This is a genomic window from Phycisphaerae bacterium (assembly GCA_024102815.1).
Classification (GTDB): Bacteria; Planctomycetota; Phycisphaerae; order UBA1845; family UBA1845; genus JAGFJJ01.
The window spans coordinates 46,726-59,275 of sequence record JAGFJJ010000010.1; the positions used below are offsets into that span (position 1 = coordinate 46,726).

At 61.0% G+C, this 12,550-nt stretch carries 14 protein-coding genes, 1 tRNA gene and 2 pseudogenes; 13 read left to right on the forward strand and 4 right to left on the reverse strand.

Annotation, left to right across the window (positions count from 1 at the left end; translation table 11 throughout):
- Nucleotides 1-122: 122 nt before the first annotated feature.
- Nucleotides 123-827 carry a hypothetical protein gene (locus J5J06_02900; GenBank protein ID MCO6436017.1) on the forward strand — a complete coding sequence of 235 codons (705 nt, stop codon included), beginning with the start codon at nt 123-125 and terminating at the stop codon, nt 825-827.
- Between the two features lie 3 nt (nt 828-830).
- Here the strand turns inward: J5J06_02900 and J5J06_02905 are convergent.
- A pseudogene (locus tag J5J06_02905) lies at nt 831-1,672 on the reverse strand (IS5 family transposase).
- A gap of 309 nt (nt 1,673-1,981) precedes the next feature.
- Here J5J06_02905 and J5J06_02910 point away from each other — a divergent pair.
- The 12 genes and pseudogenes from J5J06_02910 (at nt 1,982) to J5J06_02965 (ending at nt 10,076) form a co-directional block, all read left to right on the forward strand.
- Nucleotides 1,982-2,209, forward strand: a complete 228-nt coding sequence (locus J5J06_02910) for a helix-turn-helix domain-containing protein (GenBank protein MCO6436018.1) — start codon at nt 1,982-1,984, stop codon at nt 2,207-2,209.
- A 17-nt stretch (nt 2,210-2,226) separates the two neighbouring features.
- The gene (locus J5J06_02915) at nt 2,227-3,063 is read left to right on the forward strand and encodes a hypothetical protein (GenBank protein MCO6436019.1); all 837 of its coding nucleotides are present in this window, start codon (nt 2,227-2,229) and stop codon (nt 3,061-3,063) included.
- 95 nt (nt 3,064-3,158) lie between these two features.
- Nucleotides 3,159-5,648 (forward strand): DUF3987 domain-containing protein, encoded by a 2,490-nt coding sequence (locus J5J06_02920; protein MCO6436020.1) that lies wholly within the window; start codon nt 3,159-3,161, stop codon nt 5,646-5,648.
- Between the two features lie 114 nt (nt 5,649-5,762).
- A complete protein-coding gene (locus tag J5J06_02925; GenBank protein MCO6436021.1) occupies nt 5,763-6,113 on the forward strand; it encodes a hypothetical protein in 351 nt (116 codons plus the stop codon).
- A gap of 44 nt (nt 6,114-6,157) precedes the next feature.
- The gene (locus tag J5J06_02930; GenBank protein ID MCO6436022.1) at nt 6,158-6,649 is read left to right on the forward strand and encodes a hypothetical protein; all 492 of its coding nucleotides are present in this window, start codon (nt 6,158-6,160) and stop codon (nt 6,647-6,649) included.
- A gap of 6 nt (nt 6,650-6,655) precedes the next feature.
- A complete protein-coding gene (locus tag J5J06_02935; GenBank protein MCO6436023.1) occupies nt 6,656-6,982 on the forward strand; it encodes a hypothetical protein in 327 nt (108 codons plus the stop codon).
- A 4-nt stretch (nt 6,983-6,986) separates the two neighbouring features.
- Nucleotides 6,987-7,325: a hypothetical protein gene (locus J5J06_02940; GenBank protein MCO6436024.1), complete on the forward strand. Its 339-nt coding sequence runs from the start codon at nt 6,987-6,989 to the stop codon at nt 7,323-7,325.
- A gap of 95 nt (nt 7,326-7,420) precedes the next feature.
- Nucleotides 7,421-8,119: an HK97 family phage prohead protease gene (locus tag J5J06_02945; protein MCO6436025.1), complete on the forward strand. Its 699-nt coding sequence runs from the start codon at nt 7,421-7,423 to the stop codon at nt 8,117-8,119.
- 153 nt (nt 8,120-8,272) lie between these two features.
- Nucleotides 8,273-8,449, forward strand: coding sequence for a hypothetical protein (locus J5J06_02950; protein ID MCO6436026.1), 177 nt, complete (start codon nt 8,273-8,275; stop codon nt 8,447-8,449).
- A 9-nt stretch (nt 8,450-8,458) separates the two neighbouring features.
- A complete protein-coding gene (locus tag J5J06_02955) occupies nt 8,459-8,683 on the forward strand; it encodes a hypothetical protein (GenBank protein MCO6436027.1) in 225 nt (74 codons plus the stop codon).
- A gap of 32 nt (nt 8,684-8,715) precedes the next feature.
- Nucleotides 8,716-8,931 (forward strand): helix-turn-helix transcriptional regulator, encoded by a 216-nt coding sequence (locus tag J5J06_02960; GenBank protein MCO6436028.1) that lies wholly within the window; start codon nt 8,716-8,718, stop codon nt 8,929-8,931.
- 2 nt (nt 8,932-8,933) lie between these two features.
- Nucleotides 8,934-10,076, forward strand: a pseudogene (locus J5J06_02965) (site-specific integrase).
- Nucleotides 10,077-10,340: 264 nt separating this feature from the next.
- On the opposite strand, the gene J5J06_02970 reads toward J5J06_02965, so the two are convergent.
- The 3 genes from J5J06_02970 to ftsY form a co-directional block, all read right to left on the reverse strand.
- Nucleotides 10,341-10,424: transfer RNA gene (locus J5J06_02970), tRNA-Leu, on the reverse strand.
- Nucleotides 10,425-10,449: 25 nt separating this feature from the next.
- Nucleotides 10,450-11,631 (reverse strand): chorismate synthase, encoded by a 1,182-nt coding sequence (gene aroC / locus J5J06_02975; protein ID MCO6436029.1) that lies wholly within the window; start codon nt 11,629-11,631, stop codon nt 10,450-10,452.
- Nucleotides 11,632-11,635: 4 nt separating this feature from the next.
- Nucleotides 11,636-12,550, reverse strand: coding sequence for a signal recognition particle-docking protein FtsY (ftsY, locus tag J5J06_02980; GenBank protein ID MCO6436030.1), 915 nt, complete (start codon nt 12,548-12,550; stop codon nt 11,636-11,638).

The following is a 12,550-nucleotide window of genomic DNA, read 5'->3' on the forward strand; positions in this document are numbered from 1 at the left end:
GGCGGACGGTGGGTAAACTGTAAGCGGGTAGGTCGCTGATCCCGACCGAACCGAGCCGAGTGGAGATCGGACGCTATCCCCCGATCCCCTCGGCCCGGGCCCGCCCTTAGGGGGGTAGCACCATGCTCGATCAATTCCTGGCTGACGTGGCCCAAGCGGCCGACGAAGTAAGGCGACTCATCCGAGATCACGGCACGGTGACGGTGCCCGGCCCCGTCGAGGGCTCGACGTGGGAGCTGTCCGAACGCGAGAAGCCCCTCGGGAAGCTGTGCGGCAAAGTACGCGACGCGGCGGATCGTGCTCGCCGATCTCTTGCTCCCAACGGCCCGACGCTGCTCTCCGGCAAGGTCGATGCAATCGAGGAGCTATTCCTCAGGTTCGCGGCCGATGCCTTGTACGCCCGGCGATCGAACGAGCCCCCGGCATCGGCTACCGAGATCGACACGGCAATCGGTGACGCCGTCAAGTATCGGTACGCGGCCGACGGGGCAAGCACGCCCGAGGCTGCCCGGTTTACGCACTCCGATGATTTTATGAGTGTGCTGTGGGGCGAGCGAGTATTTCACTTTACCAAATCGCAAGCGGCAGCGATCAAGCTCCTATGGCAAGCGTGGGAACGCGGCGGGCTTTCTGTGGCCGAGGAAACGCTTGGCGAGGCCGTGGGCAGCATTGCAGATCGCTATCGGCTACTGCACACTTTTCGGAAGAATGGCAAGAATCATCCCGCCTGGGGCACGATGATCGTCAAAGCCGCTAAAGGCACCTATCGACTGGCTCCGCCCAACTCTATCGAGAATCACCAGAAATCACCAAACGTCAACCGTTAGAAACTATCTCAAATTAGCCAGTCGCCATGATCGACGATACCACAGCAGAAGGCACGCCAGTTGAATCAAGCCGAGGTAGTTGTGCGCCTTTTTGTTGTAGCGGACGAGAATCGCGCGGCAACGATTCAACCAGCCCAGCGTGCGCTCCACAACCCAGCGTCGTGCTGGCTTTGTCTTGCGAGATCGGTCGTCCATCTTCTCCTCGCCGATCCGACGGATGTGCGGATGGTATTCTCCGTTCACCGCAGCCGCACGGCCGGTCGGGTTATCATAGCCTTTATCCAAACACAGATGTTGTTCCTCGTCGTCCGGATCAGGACGCTCGACAACGATCGCTTCGATTGTCGCCTCCAGCAGCTTGGCGTCATGCACGTTCGCTGCCGCGACAACAACGCCCAGCGGACCGCCATCGCCCTCGACAATCACGCTGCGCTTGCAGCCGTTTTTCGCACGATCCGTCGGGTTTTTGCCCACTTCGTCCCCCCCAAGCGCGCCTTGCCCATGGCCGCGTCACCGCTCTGCCACTGCCAGTCTACGCCATCGAGCTCATCACAATGCTCGATCAGCAACGACCAGATTTCGGCAAACACGCCTTGTTCAATCCAGCGCTGCATTGTGCGATGCACCGAACTGTCGTCGCCGAACCGCTTGGGCAGCACGTTCCACTGACAACCGGTGCGCAACTGATAGATGATGCCGTTCAATGCTTTGCGGGCATCGATTCGGTTGCGACCCGGCCCCGGTTTGCGCGCATCCAACCGCTCCAACACCGGCTGAACATAATCGTTCCAGAGATCGTCCGGACACGCCCAGACGGTCTCCAACCGTTTGACACGCCGTTTCATTCTGGCCATCCATGGCTCCTTCCAAAAAGTCCATGACGCCAATATCGACAGGAAACGGCTTTTTGAGATAGTTTCTTAGTACACACCGTGCCCGGTAGACTTCGGGCATGGAAACGCAACGGCTCGACAACCTACGGGCACTGGCACGCAAGCTCCAGCTCCCCGCCGATTGGCTAAAAGCTGAAGCCCGAGCCGGGCGGATTCCCTGTTTACAGGTTGGGCGGCAACTCAGATTCAACGCCGAGGCGGTAGAGCAAGCCCTTATACAACGTGCGACGGCGGAGCCCTCGAAGCAGGAGGGTCCGGCCAGTGAGTGACATCCGGTTGACACCCGATCCTATGGGCGATCCCCTGCTCAATTCACGGAGTTTGTGCAAGTTCTTGGACTGCACCGATCGAACGCTCCGAACCTGGCGTGCCCTCGGGCGGCTCCCCGACGCGGACGTGTGCATCGGACGCAATCTTCGATGGCGACGCTCGACAATCGAGCGATGGCTTGAACAAGAAACCCGGCAGCGTGGCCGGTGTGATAGGTGATTTTCGAGAGGATAGCAATGGCACGTGGACGACTGAAACCGAATTGGCAGGCACACTTTGTGTGCCCGGATTGTTTGGGATGTTCGGGCTGGCATGGCCCCGATCCGAGAGACGAAGTTTACGTCTGCGATGACTGCGAGACGTGGTGGCCCGGGTGCAATTTCGATCCCGAGGATTCATTGCGAAAGCTGGACGCGGCGGAGGCGGCCGACAAAAAGGCCCGCTATCGTGAGGTTGCTTGCGTGCCCATGCCCGAGATCGTGATTGCGGAGCCGTGGGATAACCTCAGCACGTGCGTTTCCTGCAATAGTAGCTTTGCCGAGGATGAGCACTTCGGGCTGTCATTCTTTCACGAAAACTTGCTCTTTTCACTGTGCCGACGCTGCGGCGAACAACGCGATCTGCGACTCGCTCAATACGTCGCACTCCTGAATGCGGCGATCGGATTGCGGAAAGGCGACTGCCTGGCGATCGCCCGCAACAACGCAATGGCCGAATCACTTGCCCAATCGGGGGCACAACGAATTTACGGAGACGCGGGCGGGGGCGGATTGTTTAAGCTTGCATTGGGGGCCGATGACGATGCGGCCGACATGAGCGTTTATTGCGGCCGATGCCCGGACTGCAACAAGGTGGGCGACTTGACGTGGCGTGATCCTGTGGTGCCTGTGTTTTGCTGCGATGATTGCAAGACTGTCTGGGGCATGAACGTGGGCACGATCTTCGGCGGCTGGCGGAGTATGTCCGAAGCGGACTTCGCTCGTGAGCGTGAGCGACTGGCGGGGTATCGCTGGTGTGGGGTTGGAGACGAGGTATCAAGCAAGGCCAGTGCCGAAGCAATTACCCCGTACTAATGAGAAACCCGCCCCATACAGGCGGCGGGCGGAGTGATGACTAGGTGAATCATACTGATCCCAATTCCCCCCCGCAACGGCCCCGAGCTGGTGAGTTGCCCCCCGAAGCTCGCCAGCTCCTGGGGCTGATCTTCAAGCCGGATGATCTCATCGAGTTCCGGATCATCGATCCCGATGGCACCGTCGATCGAAGCTGGACTACCCTAGCAAAGCCGAGCCCGGCGGCCGTGGCGAATATGATCGGTGGCAATTCGGTGAAGCGGGCGGGTATTTACTTCTCGGTGTGTGCTCGCAAGCACAAGGGGGGGAAGAAACAAGACGTTGCCCGGGCTCGATCACTGTGGGGTGACTTCGACGGGATGACGCCCGACGAAGTTGCCTATCGATGCAACGAGCTGGGCATCCCCCCGACGATCATCATATCCAGCGGCGGCGGCACTCACCTTTATTGGGTACTCGATGAGCCGATCGAGTTCGACAGCCCCGAGGCGATCGCCAAAGTCGAGAACGCAAACAAGCGGATCGCACAAGCGATCGGCGGGGATCACGTGTGCGACGTTTCAAGGGTGCTGCGACTGCCGGGCTTTCTCAACGCGAAATATGATCCTGCACGCCCCTGCACAATCGTGAAGCTCGACGGCCCCCGGTGGGACTTCGATCGGCTCTTGGAGTTTCTGCCCGAGTTGCCGGCGGCTCCAACGCCCTCGGCGGACGGCAACGGCAAGCATCGCGGCCCCGTCAATCACGCCCTGGTCGGCCGTGCGATGGAAATGCTGGCGGCCGATCCGGGGGACGGAGATCGCTCGCGGCGGGATCACGGAGCACTCTGCACACTGTATCGAGCGGGATGCACTCAAGAACATGCACAAGCCCTGTGCTCCGGTTTCTCGAAATTCGGCGACGGGCGAAAAGATTACTTTGCACGCTCCTGGGTAGCGGCAATAGCGGCGACGAAAAACGAAACCCCCCGTGGCGACCCCGCCAGTAAGGGTTTTGTCACCGTCGCCAGTGCAGAGAGTTTGAAAATCGATATCCCGGCATGGCGGCCGTGCCCCGTCGAGGCCCTCCCCCCGAGGCTCTTGGAGATCGTGACGGCGATCTCCTCGGCGACTTCTACTGATCCGGCTTACGCTACCCTCGGTGTGCTCACAGCGGCGGCGGGGTGCATAGGCAATCGGGTAGCTGTGCTGCTCAAGGGGGGCTGGGTGGAGCCCTCGATATTGTGGGGCGGGATCGTAGGCCGATCCGGCGTGACGAAGAGCCCGGTAGTCAAGGCCGTCACACGCCCCCTCGTGCAGCTCTATCAGCAAGATCGGCAAGCTTTCGCCGAGGCGATGACTGAGCACGCTATAGCTGAAGAGCGGTACGGGATCGAGCTTGCGGCGTGGAAGGCCGCTCAAAAAAAAGGCCCGCCTACTGATCCCCCGGTACGTCCAGAGAAGCCTAAACAGAGACGCGTGCTCATCGGTGACATAACCATTGAGGCCGTGGGTGCCAAGCATAGTGAGAATCCGCTCGGGCTGATCGCTGTGCGTGAAGAGCTTGCAAGCTGGGTAGGCTCATTCGACCGCTATGCCAGCGGCGGTAAGGGCTCGGACTCCGGGGCTTGGCTCTCAATGTACGACGCAACTCCCCTTGTGATCGATCGTAAGGGCGGAGACTCGATATTCATCCCCCGTGCGGCTGTGAGCATATTCGGCAGCATACAGCCCGGTATTCTGCGGCGTTACTTTGGTGCCAAGGAACGTGAATCCGGCCTACTCGCTAGGCTGCTGCTCACGTACCCCCCCGAGCGTGCTCCGGTATGGACGGAAGCCGAGCTGGCTGAGGGTGTAGAATCTCGTTGGGGGAGCCTGCTCGGTATGCTCCTGGGGCTCCTGCCCGGCATCGACGACGACGGCAACCCGAGGCCCCGGTACCTACCCCTCGGCGATAGTGCTAAGGCCTTGTGGATACCCTGGCACAACGCCCATGCCCAAGAGACGGTGGAGATCTCCAACGACGATCTCGGGGCTCACTTGGCAAAGCTCCGGGGTGTGTGTGCTCGGTTGGCCCTGATCTTTGCCTGTGTGCGTGCAGCGGATCACAACGCCCCCGTAAACAGCATCGGCCCCGAGGATATGCAACGGGCGATCACGTTCACGGATTGGCTCAAGTGTGAAGCCGGTAGGGTGTATGCCCTGCTTAACGAGACGGATGCACAGCGTGAGTATCGCCAGCTTCTAGAGTGGATCACTCGACGTGGGGGATCGTGCTCTGTGCGTGATCTCACCCGAGGCCCCCGGCAGTATCGGGATGATCCCGAACACGCCCAGGCTGCACTAGAGCGTTTGGCTGAAGCGGGCTTCGGTACCCTCGGGTACGACTCCGGGCCCGGCCGGCCAAGTCTCAAGTTTCGGATCACTTCCAGTGGCGACGGCGACGAAACCCCTTGCGACGCTATCACCAATGAGGGTTTCGATTTTGAGACAGTGGATATCGAGGCTGATCCGACGTGTGGGACATCGGCGGTGGAATACCCCGACGTGCTGCCCGAGGAGTGTACGGGGAGCGATCCCCCAGCGGATTATCGTTATGGTACTTGAGTTAGTACAGTGTGGGTGTAGTGCCCTTGCAATCTCGGGTAGCTGGCCATTTATAGACCGTGTGCCCAACGTGCATTTTTTCGAGCCGTTGCCGACTGAAAATGGATATTCGCCATGAGCAAAGAAACCATTAAGGCCCCCAAGCACTTGAAACCCGCCACTCGGCGTTGGTTCGAGGAGATCGCGGCCGAGTTCGAGCTTGAAGCCCATCACGTGAAGCTGCTCACACTGGCGGCTGAGTCGTGGGATAGGTGCCAAGGTGCTCGGGAGCTGCTCGACAAGTCGGGTGTGTCCTATACGGATCGCTTCGGGTGCCCGCGATCCCGGCCCGAAGTGGCTGTCGAGCGTGACTCCCGGCTGGCCTTTGCTCGCCTTGTACGGGAGCTGGGGCTCGATGTGGCACCCGAGCCCGGGCGGGTGCCTCGGTTATCGCCTACCGGCCCGGCCAAGAAAGGCGGTGCGTGATGCCCCCTTACCGAAAAAGAACATCACGGCGGCAGCGGCCCGGCTTGGAGCTTACCGACGCTGTGCGTGCTCTCCTGGAGCGGGGCTCGACGATTCTCATCGAGCTGGAACGTGGGCTCCGGCACCATGTCGATGATGATGAGATTCGGGCATTGTGGGAATTGCACGGCGAGCAGATCACTCGCGAGTGGGCTGCGAAATATCCCGGCTCCCGGCCGTATCACTGGTGGACATTTGATGCGCCTGAAAAGCGTTTGTGCTTGGGCGGTGTGCACTGGTTCGATGATCCCACGTGGAAAGCGGCGGTGGCCGAGGCCCATGCGGAGTACCCTGATATCTACGGCGTGGTCGGTGGATACTACGGGCTGTCCCGCGGCGTGCCTCGGATTTGGAGTAGGGAGCTTGCCAGCAATGCGGCGGGCGATGACTTCGAGACTGAAGCCGAGTTCTTGACTCGGCTCGGGCTGTGGTTGCCCGGTGAATGTGAGCGGTGGGAGAGTCTACCCCCCGAGAATGATGCTGATGATGAGGAGTAAGAAACAATGGCGAGTGCTACGAAAGTCGAGCGTGACGTTGGCGAGCGAGTGCAGGAGTTGTGCAGGTCGGTATCTGAAGCCGGTAGGCATTTCGTCGAGGCGGCTTCGGATCGAAGCGTGCTCACGCTGGCATTGAACGAAAACCGCGACTTGCAAAACAAGCTTCGAGGCCGACTGCATATCGTGCTCGGACAAGAGGCCGATGATATCGCCGAGGAGTTGGATCACTTATGGCATCGATCGCGGCGGCTGCTCGACATTCAATCGAGCATCGGTCGGATCGTGGTGGAATTGAAGCGTATGACTGAGGCTATCCAAGCAATAGGAGAGTGAACGTATGACAACGGACATGAAACTTCTGGCGACGATCGAGAACCTGGCCGAGGAAACTGCTCCGCTCCGTGATTCGACACGGCGTATCGAGGAGCTGCGGCTGATGGAGAAATCGTATCGAACCCTGGCGACCCGGGCGGCGGATCGACAGCGTGAAGCGGGATACAACGGCGACTATGCAGCGTCGAGTTCGGCGGGGCATGAGAACGAAGCTTTCCGCGTTTGTGCCGACATCACCCGCGACGTGGCCGAGACTCTCCTATCCCTGCAAACCCTGGGCGGGCGGTTTAAATCGCTGCGGCGACGGCTCGAAGAAGAGCTCGCCAAGAAAGTAGGTGCCTGACCATGCCATATTATTCATCAACATTGGCGCAAAAGGCCGACTTCCTAGCGGGTTTCGTGCGGCACTGGTCAAAAAACCTAGACCAGCTTGAGAGAATGTCGGCACGCTCAGCGGAGGATGATGTGGAAGCCCTCTTCAGGGAAATTCACCATCTTGCGACAGAGGAAGAATATCGTTGGCTGCAACGGTATCGCCCGGTGATCGACAAACTCAAAGGGGCGATATCGGGGCGTGCCGAACGGCGTTATTTAACGGCGAAAGCAGCAAGGCGGCTGCAAGAACCGCCAAGCACGGCCCAAGGTTGGGCGATATGCGGGCTGGCCAGCGTGTTCGAGGATGATCTCGACGATGGCACAAGGTTCTGGATTCTGCCCGATGCTTACGAGACTGTCGCCCCCAGGGCTTTCGATAAAGCACTGCGGGAGCGACAAGCGGTGAAGTGCCTTATCACCCACGATCGGCGATACGAGATCGGCTCGACAACGCGGGGCAATCTATCATTGTCCACCACATGCAAGGGGCTGCTATACGAGAATACCCTGACGGTGGATTCTGCCATAGTTCGCAAAGCCCTCGGGGCAGTGTGGGATGGTGCCCTTGCCGGATCATCGTTTTGTTTTCAATTGGCGGCCGACGGCTCGGGCGAAGAGTATCGACTGTTGCCGGGCAATGTTGTGCATCGGCGGATTCTGGAAGTTGAGAAGCTCATCGACGTTGGCCCGTGTGAGCGTGGAGCGTACGCCTCGGCCACGACGTACACAATGCGTGTCGATCAATTGGCACTCTCAGCGTGATCGGGCTCCCCGTTACGCTGTGGTCGGGCTGTGCAGCACGCTCCGGCCGGTCGTTCCGTGACGGCTGGGGCGGTGCTCCCCCGCGTTAATGTGTGAACGAATCGGCGTGGTGCCGATCGCTGGTTATGTGGCTTATTATTTGGAGTATTTGCTATGTTGTTTGTTGAAGTAAGTGCAGAGAACGGCCGGATATTGTTTCCGTTGAATGAGGTCGCTTTCGTTGAAGAAAAGGACGGTTCAGCGGTCGTTGTTTCGAAGGTCGGAGGTAAACGCTACCAGTGCGTTCGTTCGTTCGATGAGCTCAAAGCCCTGACCACACCGGCCGAGTAGGAAGCGTCAATGGCTGGCCGGGTAAACCCCTTGTCCGATGCCCGGATCGGCGGGAGCAAAGCCGAAGCTCCGCCCCCGATGAGCAGCCCGCCGACAAGTCGAGACGGCCAGTATTCCGACGGCATCGAGGAGCGAAGCCCCGGCGACGCGGACAAGCTCCCGACTCGTGATGCCGTGTTCGCCAAGCACGTGCAGCGGATCGGTCGATGGCTGCGGCGGCATCGGACGGGTTGACGGGATATCGACAACGGGATAAGCTATCCGGCATGAATACGGATCAACTCAACGCGGCGGCCCGGCAGCACTTCGAGAAGCTCGGCATAAGCATGAACGAGCTTTGCCGACGATCCGGGCTCGGATACGCGACGGTACACAATTGGTGCTCGGGTGCCCGACAAGGCACGGTGGAGCTGGCGACATTCGTACGGATCGCCGAGGCCCTCGGGCTCGACATCCGGCTGGTGCGACGGCGAAAGGGGTAGCGATGGCCCATATCTTTAAGGCTAGGCATCCGAAAATGCGGACGGCTCGCGGGCGTGACGGCTCGCCGATCATGGTGGAGAAGATCGCGGCCCGAGGCCCCAACAAAGGCAAGCGTGTGCTCGTGCCTCAGCGGGAGCCGGTGCTCGGCCGTGACGGCAAGCCGGTGTACGTCGAGGCGGATGTATATTCCATCGCTTACACCGATGCCAGCGGCAAGCGTAAGACGGCATCCGGCTATCGTGATCTCGCCTCCGCCAAGCAGAAGCTCGCCACGATTGAACGGAGCGTCGAGCGGCAGCGGGCGGGCATCGTCGATGTTTCCTTCGAGCACGGCGAGAAAGCCCTCGACAAGCACGTTGCCGACTGGATCGACGATCTTCAGCGGGCGGGGCGTGCATACCAGTACACCCGGAAGCTGCACGATCGGATGAAGCTGATTACCAACGAGATCGGCTGGACAAAACTCGGCCATATCGACGTGGATAGCTTCTCCTCCTGGCTCGGACGAAAGCGGCGGGCGGGGCTGTCCGATCGGACGTGCAATCACTACATCGAGGCTGTGCGTGCCTTGTGCAATTGGCTGGTAAGCCACAAGCGGATGGAGAAGAACCCGATCGCGGGCATCGCCAAGGCCGAAGCTACCGAGCCGGTGATCCCCCGGCGGGCGGCGACCCTCGATGAGCTTGGCAAGATCGTGACGGCCAAGCGTGGCCGAGGGCTGATCTATCGCACGCTGGCTTACACGGGGCTGCGGCGGATGGAGTGCCAAGCACTTCGCTGGGGTGATCTACTGCTCGACGATCCCAAGCCCGCGATCCAGCTACGGGCGAGCACGACGAAGAGCCGACGGGCGGACGCGATCCCCCTGCCGGCGGACTTGGCCAAGCTGCTCCGTGAGTATCGCCCCGAGGGCTGGAAGCCCGGTGACACGGTGTTCGGCCCCCTGCCGACGTATCGCACGTTTCGACGTGATCTCAAGAGCATGGGCATTGAACCGATCACGGATGCCGGGCGGCTCGATCTTCATTCCCTGCGGGTAACGTACGGGACGATGCTCGCCAAGGCTGGCGTGAACATCCGTACGGCGATGGAGTTGATGAGACACACGGACATCCGGCTCACGACTCGTGTCTATACCGATGCCCGGCTTCTCGATACGGCTGGAGCGGTGGAGCAGCTCCCCCGGCTGGACGATTCGCCGCAGCAGGAGCAAGCCCGAGCGACGGGTACGGACGGGCGATCTCAGACATATGTTGAGACATATGTTGAGGGGCTTCCGAAAGGGCGTAAAACTTACCGGATGCCTAACAAAATGGACGATCGGCCCGTAAGTGCCGACGGTGCGAAAAAGCCTATAAAACAAGGCAAAAACGCACAAAAACGAAGTGACAAGATTCTGTCACTTAACTGCGGCTGGGGGGACTCGAACCCCCACGACCTCTCGGCCACTGGATCCTAAGTCCAGCGCGTCTGCCAATTCCGCCACAGCCGCAAGCTGCCGTTCGGGCGCATTCGGATCAGGGCTGAGCGCCATCGCCCGGGGCGGATGCGGGCGAGAGCGAACGGGCCGCGCGCAGAAAATACTCATACGCCGCCCGCACCTCGTCCAACGTATCGCCGCCGAACTTCTCGAGGAACGCCCTCCCGATCTCAAAGGCGACGACATTCTCCGCAACTACGCTGGCCGCTGCAACCGCTGCCACATCGCTGCGCTCGTAGTCGGATCGCTCGGGGGTAAGTGTCAAAAGATTGACACTCGGCATACCCCGCAGGAGCGTGCTGATCGGTTTCATCGCGGCCCGCAGGACGATCGGCGCGCCGTTCGTCATGCCACCTTCGATTCCCCCCGCGTTGTTCGTCGGCCGCACGAATCCGAGCGAGGGCAGGTTTCGCTCGGCCGGGCTGAAGGTAATTTCGTCGTGTACCGCGCTGCCGGGCAACCGGGCTGCGCCGAATCCCAGGCCGATCTCCACACCCTTGATCGCCTGAATGGAGCCGACGGCCTGCATGATGCGGCCATCCAGCTTGTCCTGCCAGCGCATGCAAGAGCCCAATCCCGGTGGATGTCCGGTCACGTGTACTTCAACCACACCGCCGACCGTGTCCCGATCGGCGGCGGCGCGATGAATAACGTCGATCATGCGCAGAGCGGCCGCGGCGTCGGGGCAATAGGCTTCGTTGGCGTCGCGATTCCGCCGAAGATCATCGGGAGCCGTATCGAGGTCGACGGCCGCTTCAGCCCCCTCGATCGACTTGACGAAGCCCACGACGTCAATGCCGAATTCGTCCAGCAGGTTGCGCACCAAGGCGCCCGCCGCGACACGGGCAGCGGTCTCTCGCGCCGAGGCCCGTTCGAGCGTCTCGCGACAATCCACGGTCAAGAACTTGAGGCTTCCGGCCAGATCGGCATGACCCGGACGGGGGCGATGAACCGCCGGCGCCTCGTCGATGCGGACATCGCGGTTGACGATCTGAAGCGCAAGGGGCGAACCGATCGTCCGGCCTCCGCGAATCCCCGAGAGGATCTGGACCTCATCGTGCTCAATTCGCTGCCGACCGCCTCGGCCGTAGCCACCCTGCCGTCGACGGAGCTCTCCGTTGATGCGGTCCTCGCGAACCGTAACGCCCGCCGGCAGGCCCTCCACCAGCGCAATCAGCGCTTTACCGTGCGATTCACCGGCGGTGCGATAGTCGAGCATCGGACTACTCTGCAAAAAGCGCTTCCACAAACGTCGCCGGATCGAAGGGTGCGATGGCGTCAGGCGTTTCCCCGAGTCCGACGAACTTGACCGGCACGTTGAGCTGATCGCGAATGCCGACGACGACACCCCCCTTGGCACTGCCGTCGAGCTTGGCCAGGAAGATGCCGGTTACATCCACGTGCTCGGAAAACTGTCTTGCCTGGTTGATGGCGTTCTGGCCGATGGTCGCGTCCAGCACGAGCACCACTTCATGCGGTGCACCTTCGATCTTGCGCTCAACGACCTTACGGATTTTGCCGAGTTCGCGCATGAGGTGATCCTGCGTATGGAGCCGACCGGCCGTGTCGAGCAGAAGTACGTCCGCCTCCCTGGCCACGGCCGCCTCGCAGGCATCGTAGGCCACGGCACCGGGGTCGGCCCCCTGCCCGTGCTTGACGATCTGCACACCGACGCGCTGCGACCAGATGGAGAGTTGTTCAACGGCGGCCGCACGGTACGTATCGCAGGCACCGAGAATGACCTTCTTTCCCTGCCCGGTGAACCACTGCCCGAGCTTGGCGACGCTGGTGGTCTTGCCGGAGCCGTTGATACCGGTGACGAGAATGACGGTCGGCCCGGACGGCGCAAAGTGGATACTCCGATCGGACTCCGGCCAGAGGGAAATGATGTGGCGTTTCAGGTAGGGCGTGACATCCTGCTCTTCGACAATCTCGCCCTTTTTCCAGGCCGCATTGAGCAGGCCCACGAGCTTGGCGGTTGTCGCGGGGCCGAAGTCCCCGGCGAGCATGGCTGCTTCCAGGCGGTCCAGGGTTTCCTGATCGATCTTTCGCCCCACGCGGAGGATGGACCGGAATCCGGTGGCGATCTTCTCGCGGGTGCGCTGCAACCCCTGTTTGATACGATCGAACAGTCCCAT